Consider the following 16,948-nt stretch of genomic DNA (forward strand, 5'->3'; position numbering starts at 1 on the left):
CCTTTGAAACACGACCTAGTCCCCGAGGTGGCCCAGCACCCGTTCGAGGCTCGCCCTGGCCTCCACGAGGGAGGGCCCGTACCACGTGAGGTGACGGCCGTTGACGAGCACGTACGGCAGGCCGGGGAAGCTCTCCGGCCCGTCGGAGTGGGTGAACGCGTACGGCTCGTCGGGCAGCACCACCAGGTCGGGCCGCTGCTCGTTCAGCTCGTCCAGGCTCGGCCGCGGATAGCGTTCCTCGTGGGAGGCGTAGACGTTCTCGACGCCGAGCCTGCGCAGCACGTCGGTGGCGAACGTGTCGCGGCCGACGACCACCCACGGCCGGCGCCACACCGGGATGAGCGCGGTGAGGCGTTGCGGTGCGGTGTCCCGCCACAGGTCCTCGGCGTCGACGAGCCAGCCGGGTTCGAGGTCCCAGGCGGTGGCGAAGAGCCGCCGCAGCGACGCCAGCGCCATCGGCACGGTCCGCGGCGCCTCGGTCACCCACACCGGGATGCCGTCGGCGCGCAACCGGTCGACGTCCTCGGCGCGGTTCTCCTCGGAGTTCGCGATCACGAGGTCGGGCCGCAGCCGCAGAACCTCCTCCACGTCCGGGTACTTCGAGCCGCCGACCCGCTCGACGTCCAGGCCGGCCGGGTGCGTGCAGTAGTCCGTGGCACCGGCCAGTGCTCCCGGAACGCTGACCGCGACGGCCTCGGTGATGGACGGCACCAGGCTGACCACGCGCCGGGGCCGGTCGACCGGAACCGGCTCACCGAGGTCGTCGACGGGCAGCATCAGACTCCCGTGATCTTCAGACCGGCGTGCGCCTTGTACCGGCGGTTGACCGCGATGAGGTTCGCCGTGAACGCCTCGACCTGGTGAGCGTTGCGCAGCCGCCCGCCGTAGACGCCGCGGAAGCCCGGCACCAGCTCGGCCAGCTCGCGCACGGTGTCCGTGGCCTCGCGGTCGTCGCCCAGCACCAGCACGTCCATGTCCACTTCGGACACCGTCAGGTCCGCCAGCAGCACCGCGGACACGTGGTGGAACGCGGCCGTGACCCGCGACTCCGGCAGCAGCAGCTCCGCCTGCTGCGCCGCGCTGCCCTCGGTCACCGGCAACGCGAACGGGCCCTGCTTGTCGAACCCGAGCGGGTTCACGCAGTCGATGACGATCTTCCCCGCCAGCTGGTCCCGCAACGACGCCAGCAGGTCGCCGTGCCCGTCCCACGGCACCGCGACGAGCACGACGTCGGAGTCGGCCGCGCAGTCGGCGTTGTCCGCGCCTCTGACGTCACCACCGGCGACACCGGCGATCTCCTCGGCGGCGAGCCCGGCCCGCTCGGCACTGCGGGAGCCGATGATCACCTTGAGCCCGGCCCTGGCCCAGCGGATGGCGAGGCCCTTGCCCTGGGCACCGGTGCCACCGAGCACGCCGACGGTGAGGTCACGAATCTCTGTCACCCGTGCATCTTCACACGGTCCGGTGGGGGCGTGCGGCCCAACGTGACCTTGCGCTCGACACGTGCGACTACGCCGCGAACGCCGATAGCCCGCGCACGCGGGGATCGCACGAAAGGGCCCCGCGTGGCATCAGGAGGGCACGAAAGGGCCCCGCGTGGCATCAGGAGGGCACGAAAGGGGCCCGCGTGGCGTCAGAGCTGGGCGGTGAAGTGGACGCGGCGGGAAGGCGGGTCGGCTTCCGCGAGGCGCACGCGGATGCGTTCGCCCTCGGGGAGGTGGGGGCCGGCGCACTTGGCGAGGATCGGCGGCGAGGCGATGAACACCTCCGCCTCGTCGTCCCCCGCCCGCAGCACGACGGCCTCGAACTCCTGCCCGACCCGTCCGCTCAGCACCCACGCCTCGACCTGGTCCAGTGTCGCCCGCTCCACCTTCGACGCGAGCGAGTCAGACGCCCCCATCAGCGACGGCAGCAACGGCAGCGCCTCCGCCAGCCACGCGGGCACCGGCTTCCCCGCCGACACCGCCAGGCACACCTCGGTGGCGAACCGGTCGACGAGCCGGCGCAGCGGCGCGGTCACGTGCGTGTACGGCGCCGCGACCCCCGCGTGCGTCACGAGCTCGGGCACCGTGCCGTCGAACGCCGAGTAGCCCGCACCCCGCAGCAGGCGCGTGGCGTCCGTGAACAGCGCCAGCGCCTCCGGTGTCGAGGCGTCCAGGTCGGCCAGGAACGCACCCGGCGACACCCCGGCGGCCCACGGCACGCCCAGCGCCGCCGCCGACTTCCGCAGCGACGCCACGGCCTCGGCGTCCGGGTCCGGCAGGGTCCGCAGGACACCGACGCGGGCCTCGATCATCATCTTCGCCGCCGCCATGCCGGTCATCAGCGAGATCTCGGCGTTCCAGGAGTCCACGGCGGCCCGCGGGCGGGTCACCAGCTTCCAGCCGGCGCCGTCGGGTTCGACCTCCTGCTCGGGCAGCTGCAGCTCGATGGCGCCGCGGGAACGGGCCAGTGCCCGCCGCAGCGGGCCGAACTCCGCCAGCGCCGCCACCGACAGGTGCGGGGTGCCGGCGTCGAAGGTCCGCTGGACGGAGGCGTAGTCGAACTGCGCGGTCGAACGGACGAGAGCGCGCCGGACCTCGACCGCGGCGACCTCGCCGTCGGCCGAGCACGTGAACGTCCACACCACCGCCGGCCGCACCACGCCGGGCAGCAGCGACGCGGCGCCCTCGGACAGCACGGTCGGGTGCAGCGGCACGTTGCCGTCGGGCAGGTACACCGTCTGGCCGCGGCGCCGGACCTCCTCGTCCAGCGCACCGCCCGGCGTCACGAACAGGCCCAGGTCGGCGATCGCGTAGTGCACCACGAAACCGGAGGACGTGCGGTCCAGGCACAGCGCCTGGTCCAGGTCCTTCGCGCCGGGCGGGTCGATCGTCACGAACGGGATCGACGTGAGGTCGAGGCGGTCACCCACCGGGCGGGCGACCGCCTCCTGCGCCTCGGCCAGTGCCGCGGCCGGGAACACCGGCCGCAGCCCGAACTCGGTGCGGATGCCGTCGAAGGACAGGTCAGCACGACCCGTGCGGATCACCAGGGAGGCCACCCGCACAGCCTAAAGACCGGTGATCAGTCCTCGTCGTCGCCGCGCCACTTCTTGTCCGCCTCGTCCGCGGAGCGCGTGCGTTCGCGGGCGATCTCCAGGGCGCGTGCGGCCGTGGCCTCGTCCGGGTACGGGCCCATCCGGTCAGCGCCCCGGCAGCCCTTGCCCTGCTCGACGGTCTGGTGGGTCAGGCAGTAGAACCACCCGCTGGTGTCACTCATGCGCGTTCGCCTCCCATGGGCGCCGGGAATCCCCGCGGCGGCGTGGACTGGTTGGCGTTGGCGTACTCCGACGGGATCGGATCCAAACACGAGACCAGGACCGTGCGGTGCTCGGCGTTGTCGATCAAGCGGTCGGACCGGTCACGGTAGACCAGCGAACCGTCCGAGTCGATCTCCACCACGGCACCGACCTCCGCGAGCTGTTCCTCGTCGAGGTCGGTGAGCTTCTCGTAGCGCGAGGGCACCACGCGGTAGATCGGCCACTTCAGGTGGCCGTAGGTGCGGTGGAACTCCGCGAGCAGGTGGACCATGTGCTGCTGCCACGGCAACGGCATGGCCTCGGCCAGCGCGCGCGGGACCACCACGTAGTCGGACGAGACACCGGGAGCGCCGGCGGCCGTGTAGTCGCGCACGGGTGCGCTCGACGCGGGTGGTCCGGCGGGCCTCGGGATGGGGTTGTGGTTGAACATGCAGCGCCTCCCCGCGATCTACACGCCCGGCCGGACGGCCATCGGCATCAACTCGTGGTAGTTCCAGTTGATCTTGCTGATCTTCACGACGTCACCCGTCTGCGGTGCGTGGATGTACTCGTCGCCGCCGAGGTACATGGCCACGTGGTGCACCGAACGCGGGTCGGCCGTGTTGTAGGCCCAGAAGATCAGGTCGCCCGGCTGCGCGTCGCGGACCGGCAGGTGGGCGCCGCCCTTCTCGTACTGGTCGTTCGCCACCCGCGGGATCTTGACCCCCGCCCCCGCGAACGCCTTGACCAGGATGCCGGAGCAGTCCCAGGCGTCCGGGCCGTTGCCGCCCCACAGGTACGGCTCGCCGAGCTGCTGCTTGGTGAACTCGATGGCGACACCCGCCGCGTTCGAGGCGACCAGGAACTCGCCGGCGCCCGCGCCGCAGCCGGCCGGGTCGGAGATCTGGCCGAGCTCGCTCAGCAGGAACGCCGCCATGGACTCCCAGTTGTGGTACCTGTCCGGGAACGCCGAGCGCTCCACCGCCTGCGCCGAGTCGCCGGGCCTGCGGTTCTCCCAGTCCGGCACCTTCAGCAGCACGTCGTAGAACTTGTTGATCGCGTAGACCGGGTCGACCACCTGGGCCTCGGTGCCCCAGCCCATCGACGGGCGCATCTGGAAGATGCCGAGCGAGTCGCGGTCGCCGTAGTTCAGCGGGCGCAGACCCGACTCGGTCATGCCGGCCTGGATCGCGATCTGCCACGCCAGCGGCGGCAGCTCCCGCTGCTGGCCGATGGAGATGATCTGGGCGACGATGTTGCGCTGCTCGTCGTTGAGGCGCGACGCGTCGTGGCGGCCCTTGTCGCCGCCGCCCGCGTCCCACGGCCCGATCGAGGCGTTGCAGCTCATCCGCAGCACGCCGGCTCCGCCGGCCGCACCGCTCTGGTTGTTGACCACTTGCGTGACACCGGACGTCGCGACCACCGTCACGATGGCCACGACGACCACACCGATGATCAACATGAGGCGCATGGCTCAGTCCGCCTTCGTGTAGCTGTTGACCCGCCACTCGTTGCTGGGCGAAAGCTTGATCAACGTGATGACGACCTTGCCGGAGTCGGTGCCGACCCGGAAGTCGGCCGACGACACCGTGGACCGCACCGGGGCGACCTTCTCGGTGATCTTGTCCGGCACGTTCTTCGGGTCGATGGTCGCCATCTGCGCGAGGAACTCCTCCGTGGTGTACGGGCGGAGGTTCGCGAGCCACTTCTCGACGTCGTTGTTGGGCGGCGGCTTGATCCAGTTCTCCGCCCAGAGCTCGGCCACCAGCTGCGCGTCCGCCTGCGGCGGCGCGGCCTGCGCCGAGTTCGTCGGCGGCGGCAGCTTGGTCGGCAGCGACACCCCGCTGCTGGGCAGCTGCCCCACCTGGGTCGGCTGCACGGAGGTCGACTGGGCCGCCACCGTCGTGCCGGTCGGCGAGCGGTCCAGCATCCTCGGGATGATCACCCCGAGGGCGACCACGAGCAGCACGAAGATGACGATCGACGCACCGAGGTGGCGCGGGGAACGCATCGGCCAGCCCCACAGGCTGCGGTAGACCGCGGCACGGCCGCGGTTCGTGCGGATCGGCACCGGTTGTCCCCCTTCCTCAGTTGTCCCTGACTTCGAAGCCGCGCGACGGGCGGTAGATCACGTGCACCTGGCGTCCCGCCACCACTTCGGTCTCCGCGCGCCGCGGTTCCTGCACCGGGGCCGAGTAGCCGTTCGACCGCGACGGCACGAGCACCGCGTCGTCCACGCGGTCCCACTGCCGGTCGGTGACCGGTGGGCTGTCCACGACGCGCGACCGGCCGACCGGCAGCGCCGCCGGGCCCGATCCCGCGGGCAGCGCACCGGCGCGCGTGGTGCTGTAACCGTCGCCGGACGAGTTGATCTGGCTCGGCGCACCGCGGTCGAGCCGCTGGGCGGTGGCCGCGACCGGGTTCGACGCCTCCGGGCGCACCCGTCCGCGGCCCCGCTGCGGCACCTCCTCGCCGGCGCCGTCGCCCTCGCGCACCGAGTCCCAGAACTCGTCCTGCGGGCTGGGGCCGGTCTGCTTGCGGCCGCGCAGCTTCGACCAGACGCCGCCCTGCATCGGCAGGACGTTGCTCGCCGAGCCGACCGACATCTCGACCATCTGCCACATGCGCCGCAGCGGTTTGCCGATCACGAAGCACACCAGGGTGAGCATCAGTCCCAGCAACGTCCTCGTCAGCAGCGACAGCCCGGTCGCGTTGAAGATCGCCTGCAGCAGCAGCGCGTGGACACCCGCGAGGACCGCGAGCACCAGCACGTTGAACACCGTCACGGCGGCCGCGCGGGCGACCTTGCGCAGCAGGTCGTGGTGGATCAGCGCGACGAGGCCGATGAGCGGGCCGGCGAGCGTAAGGATGCGCAGCAGCAGCTGGGCCAGCAGCACCGCGCCCTTCGCGAACAGCTGGAACAGCGAGAACGCGACCGCCTGCAGCAGCGAGAGGAACCCCGCGCCGGTGCGGCTGCCGTCGGTGCCGTCGAAGTAGCCCTTCGCGGTGCCGAGCTGGCCTTCGAGTGCGATCCACTCGGCCTTCTTGGCGCTCAGCGCCGCCTGGTCGGCGTCCTTGTGCTCGGCGATCTCGGCCGTGGTCCAGGCCTGCGCCTTGAGGATGCGCGGGCCGTACTCGACGGCCTGCGGTGCCTCGGGAGTGCCGAACGCGCCGCGCAACCAGCTCTGGTACACAACGGCTTCGTGCAGTTTCGTCGGCAGCACGTGGAGTGTGCCCTGCTCCTCGGGGGCCTCGATGAAGCCCGCCTGTATCTCCGACGTCTTGGAGACCAGGGTGTTGTCGAGGAGGTTGTAGAACTGGGGCAGCGCCAACGTCGACGTGGCGAGCCACATCGCGGCCAGTGCCCAGAGCCCGCGTTTGGAGATCGCGGCGAAGTCGCCGGTCCAGATCTGCCGGAACATCAGGATCGCGAGGATCAGCGCGACCAGCCCGAACCAGCGCAGGTAGACGTTGTCGTAGACCTTCTGCACACCGTTGTTCACGGCGTCGTCCAGCGGCACGAGCAGACCGCGGCCCATCACCGTGTAGTGCAGCGCGTTGGTGGCGCCGACGATGTTCTTGCCGATGCTGAAGAGCTCGTTGCCCGCCCACGTGTCGATCGTGGCGTTGGCGTTCGGGATGGTGCAGCTCTTCTGGTAGTAGTGCCAGACCATGCCGGCGTAGCCGTAGTCCAGGTACGCCGAGCCCGGCAGGCCGTTGCCGACCGGCGGGTCGAGCGCGCCGACCATGCCCGCACCCGGACGTTCCGGATTGGGTGCCTCACCGCAGTTTTGGGCGTGGGCGGCGGGGGCACCCAGTACCACCTGGAGTGCCAGGATCGCCGACACGAGACCGATGGCCCTCGTGCGCGCGCCCACGCGCTGGGAGAGGCGCAGCCCGAACCGCCGCCTCGCCCAGAGCAAGGCGACGACCGAGACCACGACCGCCAGCAGCGTCATGCCACGCCGTCCCGGTGGCGGTTGGAGCCGTCACCGTGACCCACCAGGTGGGCCTCGTCCTCTGTCAGCCCCAGTTCGAGGTCGGCGGCGAGCTCGTCGTCGATCTCGTCCGGCACGTACGCGGGTTGTGGCACTGACGGCACCTGGTCCTCCTCGCCCGACGGAAGAGCATCGCGGTCGCGCTTGGCGTCCGGAGTCGTGTCGAGCGCGTTGCGCAGGTGCTCGAGGTGCGGACCGCTGAAGTCGATGCGGATCCGTTCCACGCCACCGGCACCGTCGCCGAAGATGAACTGCCGCGGCGCGCGGTCGCGTTCGGACACGCTCCGCTCACCACCGGGACGACGGCCGAGCGAGGCGACGACCTGCTCGTAACCGGCCCCCACGGGCACCTTCAGCAACCGCAGCGCGTCCGCCTGCGCCTGGTCGTCGTCGAGCCTGCCGACGAAGACCGAGTCGAGCAGGGCGACGAAGCCCTGGATCTTGAGGAAGTCGGCGGGGATCTGCGAGGACAGCAGCACGCGGACGTTCCACTTGCGCGAGTCGCGAGCGAAGCGGTTCATCAGCACGCGACCGGTCGGGACCTCCGACAGGAAGAACGCCTCGTCGATCCAGACGCCCTTGCGCTGGTCCTTCGGCTTCTCGTAGATCGAGCGCTGGGTGAGCCACGCGGCGAGGTTCAGCATCTCGACGCCGAGGGACTCCGCGTCCGTCCAGTGCTCGCGGCCGACGCCGTCCTTGGGCAGGTTCAGGCCCGCCATGGTCAGCACCGTGAGCCGGTCGTCCCGCGCCTCGTTGTACGGGTCGGCGTTCGCCTCGGGGATCAGCAACGACATGCGCTCGCGCATCTCGTCGAGGAAGTCCGCGACGACCACGGCGTGCTCGTGGTGCTCGGACGCGTCCCGGCGCAGCGCCTCGAAGACGAGACCGGGGTGGGCGTCGAAGCGGCCGCCGACCGTGCGGACCGCGCGCAGCAGCACGATGCGCGTCTGCGGCAGGCGGGCGACCTCGAACGGCAGCAGACCGGTGAGCACGTCCAGCACCAGCCGGCGGCGGGTGGCCGCGGCGAGTGCCTTCTCCCTGCGCCACGCGCGTTCCGGGTCGTCCTCGTCGAGGAAGTGCTCGATCATCGGCTCGGCGACCACCCGGTACGGGTTGAGGATGCCGGGCTGGGCGTTGAGCAGGTTGATCGGCCGGGCGTACGGGCGCAGCTCCGGCAGCTCGCACAGCGCCGCCAGCGGACCGGACGGGTCGAGCAGCGTCCAGTGCGCGCCGGAGCGCAGCGTCTTGTAGACGATGCCGCCGCCGAGGAACGACTTGCCCGCACCCAGACCCGCGACCATCGCCGTCAGACCGGATGCGTCGCGCAGCTCCTGGGCCATCCACGGGTCCCAGGCGACCGGGCGCCGGGTGGCCGTGACGGTCTCGCCGAGCAGGATGCCGCGGCGGTCACCGACCTCGGCCGTGGCCGTCGGGACGGCGGACGCCGCCCACAGCACGCTGCCGCGCCGCAGGTACGCGCCGTTCGACAGCGGCTCACCGGGGATGAACTCGCGGGCGATCGCGTACTGCGCCTCCGGGTGGTCGATGGCGATCTTGGGCTTGTACAGCTCCAGCAGCTGCTGGGCCAGGCGCAGGGCCTCGCGCTCGGTCGGCCCGGAGACCGCGAGCCGCCACCACGAGCGCACCCTGGTGCCCAGCGCGGTGAAGCCCGACGTCATCTCGTCGTCGATCTCCAGCACGCGCCCGGCCTGGCGGGCCAGCGACTGCGGCGGTTCCAGCTCGTGCTCGTCGGTGTAGTGGCGGACCTGCGAGCGCACCTTGCTCATCTGGCGGGAGAAGCTCGCCGGACACCTCCTCCGGGCGGCGCACGTAGATCCGCGCTGACCACTCGACGGAGGCGGGCAGCCGGTCGGCGCGCTGCACCCACGGGTCGTCGACCTCGGGGATCTGCAGGCCGTGCATCAGCCCGACGGTGAGCACGGCGACGTGCCGCCGGATGCCCGCGTTCGAGCCGGTGCGGCCGCGCACGGTCACCGTCGGCGAGTACGGCTCCTGGTGGAAGTCCGCGGCGTCGGTGAAGCTGGCCAGGTCCTCCGGCTCCCACGCGGCACCCGGCACCGCGGGCAGGTTGCGCGGTGCGGGCAGGCCCAGCGAGCACGACCGGTGCATCAGCCAGGACATCTCCTCGGCCGTCGCGGGACGGCCTTCGAGACCGGCCGACCCGATGACCTGGTCGAGGTGCTCGACCTCGGAGTCCAGCGCCACCAGCTCGGCGTCGACGGCGTCCGGGAAGACCTTGCGCAGCACGGGGGCCGCGCGTTCGACGGCCCGGTCCATCATGTTGCGGGTCTGCACCTGGACGCCCAGGTAGACCTCTTTCTCCGCCATCGAGCGGCCCATGAGCTGCTGCTGCTCGCCGACCATGTAGTCGTCGAACGTCAGCGTGCCGGGGGTGTCCGGCAGGCGCTTGACGGCGTTGTGCACGTGCGCCTCGGCCCACATGCGGATCGGGTACGGCCGCGTCGTGACCCGCAGGTGCATCCAGCGGCCCTGCAGCTCGGCGTACTGACCGGCGATGGCGGCGATCAGGTCCTGGCGCTGCGAGTCGCTGCGGAACGACCAGCGCTGCGGCGCGAGCCGGTACCAGGCGTAGACCTCTTGGCCGGTGCGCAGCAGGTGGCCGTCGATGCTGCGGGCGCTGATCGACGGCGTGTAGCTGGGCACCGCCTGCTCGCCGGGCAGGCGGCGGCCGCGCTTGGAGTACGCGGCCCGGTCGCGGTCGCGCGGGTCCGCGGCCGCGTGCTGCGCGATGTGCTGGGCGGAGCGACGATCACGGTCTCGCCGGCGTCCGAACACCGCGAACCTCCTTCTTGCGCGTGGCTGACGTCCGGCGGTTCTGGGCCTGCTGTCTCGCCCGTTGTTTCTTGCTCAACTTGGGACGAGGGCGCTGCGAGCTGACCCGGATCCGGGCGGCACTGGCCGCCCCGCCGGTGCTGGCCGTGCGTTCTCGAGGTGCGGTGAGCTCGCGGACCCACATCGACATGACCGCCGTGAGCGGCCGTTCGTGGCTGATCCGCTGGGTGATGAACCTGGTCAGGATGATCGTGGCGACGAGGGCCCACGCGGTCGAGAAGAACCCGAACCCGATGCCCATCTGGCGCTCGATCGTGAGTACGACGAGGAAAACGACGATCCCGACGCCCCACGCGACGTAGCGCGCACGCCAGGGGAAGGTCGCTTTCGGCGGGCCCAGCCAGACGGCGTCGACCCGGTAGACCTCGTCGTCAGTGCGAACCCGCACGCGTCAGCCTCCGACGAACAAACCGGCGAGCCACTGCCCGATGTTCTTGCCCGCGTCGGTCGTGACCGCGAGGCCGATGATGGCCAGTGCGACGATCACACCACCGAGGCGGCGCATGACACCCGCGTTGTCGCCCTTGCCGCCACCCAGCCAGAGCAGCAGCAACGCGACGGTCAGCAGGAGCAGGGGAACGATGTTGCCCAGGATCCAGTCGCGGATGTTGTTTGTGCCCGGCACCGTCGGCTGCTGCTGAGCGAGTGTCACCAGTTCCATGGCGGTCATTTAGGTACTCCTGAGTGCGCTCGGGCTTGCGCTACGAGTAGAACACGAGTTCGTCACGGCGTGTGGAGCAAGTGGAGCTGGCTGCAGATCATCTGGGCGTTCCCTGGGCGGCGAATTACGTCTAATCTGGCCGACACATCATCACTGAGGAGACGTCAGTGGGGAACACCAGGACCAAGATTCTCTCCGTCGCTGGCAAGGTTCACCCGACTGCGAACGCCCTGGTCACACACAGTGCGTGCGTCTCAAAACCGCGCACGTGTCCATCCAGGGTGGATGCGCTGATCGGCCGGTTCGCGGCTCCGCCGCGCGTACGCCCCGAAGCGACGACTCCGAGGAGATTCGCCCATGCTCGAACCTGACCTCGTGCCGGACGGAAGTGTGGACGGAATCACAGCCTCCCCTAGTGCTCCAGGCGTTCCCCAGCCTACCGGGACGGGCCCGCAATCCCGGCGCCGGGTCCAGCGGACGATCAACTTCGACCGGTCGGTGCTGGAGCGCGCCCGTGCGGCGGCCACGTACCTCGCGTCGTACGAACCGCAGGCCGGGGTGCGCTCGCTCGCGGACATCGTCAACCCGGCTGTCCTGGCGTACGTGACAGAGCTGGAGGAGCTGTACAACGGCGGAGAGCCGTTCCGGCCCGTGCTGCGGATGCCGTCCGGGAGGCCGGCGAAGCGCTGAGCACGCCGGAAAGGCCCGGCGACCGCAGTCGCCAGGCCTCCCACCGGTGTGCCGGGCAGGGTCAGGACCCGCCGCGGATCCGCCAGAACATGCCGGTCGAGGCGTAGTCAGGACCCACGGAGCCCTTGCCCCAGAAGTAGTCGTTGAAGTTGCCGTACCCACCGGACGCGCCCAGGTACACGCCCATGGTCGCCCACTCGACGGACGCGGGCTGGGTGTCGATGCTGGCCTGCGCCCACGCGTCACGGACCTTCATCGGCTTGTTCCACCACAGGAACGGCGAGCGCCACATGTAGTGGCCGTACTTGCCGCCGTGGTTGGAGGAGTTGTAGCTGATCGTGGTGAAGCTGTTGATCTGGTGCAGGCCGCGGAACGCCTGTCCCCAGCGCTGGCCCCACGTCTGGCCACCGGTGTTCGTCTCCAGGATCAGGCAGGTGAAGAGGCTCATCCACTCGACGTCGTTGTTGCCCCAGCGCGCCTCGGTGTTGGCGAGCTTGGTGTCGTTGTGGTTGGAGCAGCCGGTGAAGTAGAAGCCGGTGCCGGAACCGTGGCCCTGCCAGTAGGTCAGGTCGACGTCGTCGGCCCAGTTGGTGTCGTCACCGCCGGGGAACACCGGGTCCTTGAAGTCGCTCTCCCAGGCGTTGTGGTCGAGCCAGCTGAAGTCGCGGGTGATGCCGTGGCTGCTCGCCTCGGAGTTGAACGAGCCGATGTTGGCCGGGGTGTTGGGCAGGCCGGAGCAGTTGCCGGTGCCCTCGCTGCCGACCTGGGTGCCGGCGCGCTGCGCCTTGAGCTGCTGCTCGGGACGCGGGGTCTGCGGCGGCTGCGGGGCGGGCATCTCCGCGCCCACCACCGCGGGCAGGATGATGGCCTGCGGTGCGCCGCCGTCGGCGTTGCGGCCGGTGCAGCGGAACGACGGCTCCACCCGGTCGACCTTCTCGCCGAGCGCCGGGGCCGCGTAGACGTAGTTCACGTCCGGCTTCACCTCGGCGCCGAGGTAGCTCTGGCACAGCTTCAGGCCGTAGGTCAGGTCGTTGACCTTCACGCTGCCGGTCTTCTCGTACGTGCGGGCGGCGTGGCTGAGCGCCGTGACGCCCTGCGCGTCGAACGCGACGCGGATGTTCGCGCCCTCGCCCTCCAGCGGGATGCCGCCGAGGTCGAACGTGTACGACACCGACGTGTCGAGGTTCTGCGTGAGCCCGGTGCGGCCGTTGGCGTCCGCGAGCTCGAACGTCGTGTGCCGGGCGGTCGGCGTGGCGTTGTCCGGCAGCACACCGGCGGAGCGCAGCGCCTCCTGGACGCGCTTCACGGCCACGTCGGTCGGGACGGTCTGGATGCGCTTGAGCGCCTCCAGGTCCAGTGCGGACTGCGTGGTCTCGTTGCCGTCCTCGTCCTCCTTGCCCCGTCCTTTGTCGACGGTCGGGACCTGGAGGTAGCGCTGCTCGTCGGCGAACGCCACCTCACCGCTCTCGGACCTGGCGACGTCCTTGAGCCCCAACGCCCTCTGCAGCTTCTGCGCCTGCTCCTGGTCGAGCCCGGAGCTCGTCACCCCGTACACGGGCAGCTCCGCCTCTGCGGCGAGGCTGGTGCCCGCGGCTCCCGCGGTGATCAGGCTGGACAGGGCCAGCACCGCGGTCAGCTTGCGTTGCATCGTCTTGTTCCCCCTCCTCGGTGGTACGGCCGGCTGCAGGGGCCGACCGTCTGACAGGAGGATGGGGGCGTGCGGGCCGTGATACCGGGAGTGGTGAACCGGGGCCGGCGCACCACTCGAACGGCCGCATTTCTGTAACGCCCTCAGGGCCTGCGCGTACTTAGAGGCGGATCCCCGGGTATTTGACGCCCGCACCGGTGTTGAGCACGACCACCTCGTCGGCCGGCTGGAGCCAGCCGTCCGCGCGCAGCTCCCTGACGGCGCTGACGGTCGCGGCACCCTCCGGGCACAGGAACACGCCTTCGAGCCGGGCGCACTCGGCGCGATCGGCCTCGATCTGCTCGTCGGTGACGGCGACCGCGGTGCCGTTGGTCTGCCGGAGCGCTTCGAGGATGATGAAGTCCCCCAGCGGTTTCGGCACGTTGATGCCGAACGCGGCAGTGTGGGCGCCCTCCCAGAACACCGACTCCTCCGCGCCCTCCACGAACGCCCGCACGACCGGCGCGCAGCCCGTCGCCTGCACGGCGACCAGCCTGGGCAGCTTCTCGCTGATCCAGCCGAGCTCGCGCATCTCCTGCAGCGCCTTGTAGATCCCGATCAGGCCGACCCCGCCGCCGGTCGGGTAGACGATCACGTCGGGCACCCGCCAGCCGAGCTGTTCGACGATCTCGTAGCCCATCGTCTTCTTGCCCTCGATCCGGTAGGGCTCCCGGAGGGTCGACGCGTCGAACAGGTCGACGTCGGCGAGGGCCTTGGCCGCGTCGGCGATGGTGCCGGGCACGATCCGCAGCTCGGCACCGCTCGCCGCGACCTCCTCGCGGGTGATCAGCGGGGCGTCCTCGGGCATGGCGATGACGCTGCGCAACCCGGCGCGGGCCGCGTACAGGGCCCAGGCGGCGCCCGCGTTGCCGTTGGTCGGCATCTTGATGCCCTTGATGCCGAGCTCCTTGGCCTTCGCGACGCCGACGGCCGCGCCGCGGGCCTTGAACGACCCGGTCGGCACGAGCGACTCGTCCTTCATGATGACGTTCGCGTCCAGCGCCCGGCTCAGCGCCGGCAGCGGCACCAGCGGGGTCATGCCCTCGCCGAGGCTGAACGCCGGGTCCGGGCTGAACACCGGCAGCACGTCGCGGTAGCGCCACAGCGAGTTCTCGGCCGTCGGCCGGGTGACGCGGGTCAGGTCGTAGCGGGCCAGCAGCGGCGAGGCGCAGGAGTGGCAGAGGTTCTGGACGGCGTTGGCGTCGTGCTCACGGCCGCACCGGGCGCACTCCAGGTGAGAAAGCATGCGTCCATCAATACAGGCGGATGAGCCGGCATGTAAGCCGGATCCTGTTCACGGGGCTCACGCCCCGCTCGGCGGCCATCCATCTCGGCCTGCCGTCGCCGACAGGCTCTAGCGGCCTACCCGCGAGCATCGGGCGGGCCGCCCTCGAACGCTCGCGCAGGCGCCGTCGCTTTCGGTCAGGCGCCCTCTTGGCCTTGCTCCGGGTGGGGTTTACCTAGCCGCCCCAGTCACCTGGGGCGCTGGTGGTCTCTTACACCACCGTTTCACCCTTACCCCGGCCGTGGGCCGAGGCGGTCTGTTCTCTGTGGCACTGTCCCGAGGGTCGCCCCTGGTTGCCGTTAACAACCACCCTGCCCTGTGGAGTCCGGACTTTCCTCGACGGTCTCCCGCCGCGGCCGCCCTGCCGACTCATCCGCGTCCACCAGGATATCCCAGCGGCTGGGAGCGGTTGTCCACTGGTCCGAACGTTGCTTCACTCACACCCATGACACGACGTCGCCACGTCGACTACGGCCGCGTGGCAGCCAGCCTGTGTTGCCGCTGAGACCGCCACCGCCCACGTCCGCGATCTCAGGGAGTGCCCTGCCGTGTCCGAGCTGCTGATCATCTCCGGCGCGCCGTCCCCCGCCGCGCCCACCGGTCTCGTCGTGTCCTGCGTCGCCGCGCTGCTGGAGGCCGCCGGCCACCGCGTGACCCACCTGAACGTGCGCGCGCTGCCGACGTTGTCGCTGCTCACCGAGGACCTGCGCGACCCGGAGATCGCCACGGCCGTGAGCTCCGTGCTCTCCGCCGACGGCGTCGTCGTCGCCTCCCCGGTCTACCGCGCGGCCTACAGCGGCCTGGTCAAGGCGCTGCTGGACCTGCTGCCGAAGAAGGCGCTGCGCGGCCGCGCCGTCCTGCCGCTCGCGACCGGCGGCAGCCAGGGGTTCCTGGTGGCGATGGACTACGCGCTGCACCCGTTGCTCGCCTCGAAGGGCGCGGACCACGTGGTGCGCGGCGAGTTCGTGCTGGACCAGAACGTCGGCACCCCGGCGGCGACGACGGCACTGGAGGCCGCGGCGGACCGGTTCATGACGGCGCTGACGCCCCACCTGCGCAAGGCCGGCTGACCACTCCGGGAGGGGAACCGTGAAGCTGTTCGGCGTCGTGCTCCTGTTGGCCGTCTTCACCTTCCTGCTGCTCGACACCGGGCTACCGGCAGAGGCGTCCGCGGACCCCTCCACCCTCCCCGACGTCGAGGTGCTGGCCCTCAGCGGCGCCCTGGTCGCGGCGGCGGTCGCCCTGGCGGTGCACCGCCGCCGTTCCTAGCTTCAGCCCAGGTGTGACGTGTCGTTGATCAACTTCACCGACGCGTGCCCGTCCGGGTAGAACTCGGCGATCGAGACGCCGGTCAGGTCCAGGTGCATCCGGAACAGGAACTGCGGCCCGACGTCCAACGCCTGCCGCAGCAACGTCTTGATCGGCGTGACGTGACTCACGACCACGAGCGTCTTGCCGCCGTACTTGGCAATCAGGTCCGTGCGCGCCTTCCGCACCCGCGCGTGCACCTGGTCGAAACTCTCCCCCTGCGGCGGCTGGACACTCGTGTCCCCCAGCCACCGCCGGTGCACGTCGGGGTCCCGCTGCGCCGCCTCCGCGAACGTCAGCCCCTCCCACGCGCCGAAATCGGTCTCGATGAGCCCCTGGTGGGTGACCACCTCAAGCCCGACCGCGCCGGCGACCTCCCGCGCGGTCTGCGCGGCCCGCTGCAACGGCGACGACACGACCGCCGCGACGTCCTCCACCTTGGACAGCCGCTGCGCGGCCTTGGCCGCCTGCTCCAGCCCCAACTCGGTGAGCGGGTGGTCGCCGCGGCCGGAGTAGCGGCGCTCGACGCTCAACCTGGTCTGCCCGTGCCGCAGGAGGATCAGCCGCGTGGGCTCGCCCGTGGCTCCACTCCAGTGCGGCTGCTTGTCGCCTTCCGCTTCGGCTTGGACTGGCTTGGACGGCTTCTGCGCCTCGTCCATGGCCTCGTTCGCAAGCCGGTCAGCCTGCCGGTTGCGCTCCCGCGGAATCCACTCGTACGAGACCCGGTCGAACCCCTGCGCCACCTGCTGCGCCTCCCGCGCCAACGGCTGCATCGAGGGGTGCTTGATCTTCCACCGCCCCGACATCTGCTCGACGACCAGCTTGGAGTCCATCCGCACCTCGACGACCCCGGCCCCGACCTCCGCCGCAGCCCTGAGCCCCGCGATGAGCCCCTGGTACTCGGCCACGTTGTTGGTGGCGACCCCCACGAACCCCTTGCGCTCGGCCAGCGTCTCCCCGCTCCGGTGGTCGCGGACAACGGCCCCGTACCCAGCAGGCCCGGGATTGCCCCGCGACCCCCCGTCGGCCTCGACGATGACCTTCACCGGCCGTCCTCCTCGCTGTCCACGCGCCTGTGCGGCCCCGATCGTAGGCGGGCGTGCCGGCGTTGCGTGCCCCCTGGTTCAGGGGGCGTTCAGGGGGCGTATATGCTTCAGCCACACCG

General features: G+C 70.9%; 16 protein-coding genes, 1 other RNA gene and 1 pseudogene. 3 read left to right on the plus strand and 15 right to left on the minus strand.

The annotated features are described in order from the left end of the window. Positions 1 to 15 precede the first annotated feature (15 nt). The 11 genes and pseudogenes from ACVDFE_RS00520 to ACVDFE_RS00570 all read right to left on the minus strand — a co-directional run bounded on the left by ACVDFE_RS00520 (position 16) and on the right by ACVDFE_RS00570 (position 10,822). Entirely contained in the window at positions 16 to 777 is a 762-nt protein-coding gene (locus ACVDFE_RS00520; protein WP_458429221.1) for a helical backbone metal receptor, read from the minus strand. Continuing rightward, positions 777 to 1,442: an NADPH-dependent F420 reductase gene (gene npdG / locus ACVDFE_RS00525; protein ID WP_458429222.1), complete on the minus strand. Its 666-nt coding sequence runs from the start codon at positions 1,440 to 1,442 to the stop codon at positions 777 to 779. The genes ACVDFE_RS00520 and npdG overlap by 1 nt, the downstream gene beginning before the upstream one ends. A gap of 191 nt (positions 1,443 to 1,633) precedes the next feature. Then, positions 1,634 to 3,031 carry an RNB domain-containing ribonuclease gene (locus ACVDFE_RS00530; protein ID WP_458434244.1) on the minus strand — a complete coding sequence of 466 codons (1,398 nt, stop codon included), beginning with the start codon at positions 3,029 to 3,031 and terminating at the stop codon, positions 1,634 to 1,636. Positions 3,032 to 3,066: 35 nt separating this feature from the next. Continuing rightward, positions 3,067 to 3,261 (minus strand): hypothetical protein, encoded by a 195-nt coding sequence (locus tag ACVDFE_RS00535; RefSeq protein WP_360386543.1) that lies wholly within the window; start codon positions 3,259 to 3,261, stop codon positions 3,067 to 3,069. Beyond that, positions 3,258 to 3,731, minus strand: a complete 474-nt coding sequence (locus ACVDFE_RS00540; protein ID WP_360386540.1) for a hypothetical protein — start codon at positions 3,729 to 3,731, stop codon at positions 3,258 to 3,260. Before ACVDFE_RS00540 ends, ACVDFE_RS00535 begins: the two co-directional genes overlap by 4 nt. 18 nt (positions 3,732 to 3,749) lie before the next feature. After that, positions 3,750 to 4,751 (minus strand): C40 family peptidase, encoded by a 1,002-nt coding sequence (locus tag ACVDFE_RS00545; protein WP_458429223.1) that lies wholly within the window; start codon positions 4,749 to 4,751, stop codon positions 3,750 to 3,752. A gap of 3 nt (positions 4,752 to 4,754) precedes the next feature. Beyond that, positions 4,755 to 5,351 carry a hypothetical protein gene (locus tag ACVDFE_RS00550; RefSeq protein ID WP_458429224.1) on the minus strand — a complete coding sequence of 199 codons (597 nt, stop codon included), beginning with the start codon at positions 5,349 to 5,351 and terminating at the stop codon, positions 4,755 to 4,757. A gap of 16 nt (positions 5,352 to 5,367) precedes the next feature. After that, positions 5,368 to 7,239, minus strand: coding sequence for a hypothetical protein (locus tag ACVDFE_RS00555; protein ID WP_360386531.1), 1,872 nt, complete (start codon positions 7,237 to 7,239; stop codon positions 5,368 to 5,370). After that, positions 7,236 to 10,050: pseudogene (locus ACVDFE_RS00560) on the minus strand (ATP-binding protein). Before ACVDFE_RS00560 ends, ACVDFE_RS00555 begins: the two are co-directional and overlap by 4 nt. Positions 10,051 to 10,069: 19 nt before the next feature. Beyond that, positions 10,070 to 10,540 carry a hypothetical protein gene (locus tag ACVDFE_RS00565; protein WP_360386528.1) on the minus strand — a complete coding sequence of 157 codons (471 nt, stop codon included), beginning with the start codon at positions 10,538 to 10,540 and terminating at the stop codon, positions 10,070 to 10,072. A 3-nt stretch (positions 10,541 to 10,543) separates the two neighbouring features. Continuing rightward, positions 10,544 to 10,822 carry a hypothetical protein gene (locus tag ACVDFE_RS00570; RefSeq protein WP_360386526.1) on the minus strand — a complete coding sequence of 93 codons (279 nt, stop codon included), beginning with the start codon at positions 10,820 to 10,822 and terminating at the stop codon, positions 10,544 to 10,546. Positions 10,823 to 11,311: 489 nt separating this feature from the next. Here ACVDFE_RS00570 and ACVDFE_RS00575 point away from each other — a divergent pair, with 489 nt between their 5' ends. Next, entirely contained in the window at positions 11,312 to 11,503 is a 192-nt protein-coding gene (locus ACVDFE_RS00575; RefSeq protein WP_360386523.1) for a ParB family protein, read from the plus strand. Between the two features lie 61 nt (positions 11,504 to 11,564). On the opposite strand, the gene ACVDFE_RS00580 is transcribed toward ACVDFE_RS00575, so the two are convergent. From ACVDFE_RS00580 to rnpB, 3 genes are all read right to left on the minus strand, one after another. Then, complete coding sequence (locus tag ACVDFE_RS00580; protein ID WP_458429225.1) at positions 11,565 to 13,151, minus strand: DUF6345 domain-containing protein; 1,587 nt, start codon at positions 13,149 to 13,151, stop codon at positions 11,565 to 11,567. A gap of 160 nt (positions 13,152 to 13,311) precedes the next feature. Continuing rightward, complete coding sequence (locus ACVDFE_RS00585) at positions 13,312 to 14,436, minus strand: threonine synthase (RefSeq protein WP_458429226.1); 1,125 nt, start codon at positions 14,434 to 14,436, stop codon at positions 13,312 to 13,314. A gap of 17 nt (positions 14,437 to 14,453) precedes the next feature. Further along, positions 14,454 to 14,847, minus strand: an RNA gene (gene rnpB / locus ACVDFE_RS00590) — RNase P RNA component class A. A gap of 176 nt (positions 14,848 to 15,023) precedes the next feature. Here rnpB and ACVDFE_RS00595 point away from each other — a divergent pair. Continuing rightward, positions 15,024 to 15,545: an NAD(P)H-dependent oxidoreductase gene (locus tag ACVDFE_RS00595; RefSeq protein ID WP_458429227.1), complete on the plus strand. Its 522-nt coding sequence runs from the start codon at positions 15,024 to 15,026 to the stop codon at positions 15,543 to 15,545. Positions 15,546 to 15,564: 19 nt separating this feature from the next. After that, a complete protein-coding gene (locus tag ACVDFE_RS00600) occupies positions 15,565 to 15,744 on the plus strand; it encodes a hypothetical protein (protein ID WP_458429228.1) in 180 nt (59 codons plus the stop codon). A 2-nt stretch (positions 15,745 to 15,746) separates the two neighbouring features. On the opposite strand, the gene ACVDFE_RS00605 is transcribed toward ACVDFE_RS00600, so the two are convergent. Beyond that, the gene (locus tag ACVDFE_RS00605) at positions 15,747 to 16,829 is read right to left on the minus strand and encodes a bifunctional RNase H/acid phosphatase (RefSeq protein WP_458429229.1); all 1,083 of its coding nucleotides are present in this window, start codon (positions 16,827 to 16,829) and stop codon (positions 15,747 to 15,749) included. Between the last annotated feature and the right edge of the window lie 119 nt (positions 16,830 to 16,948).

It is taken from the genome of Lentzea chajnantorensis, from assembly GCF_054300775.1.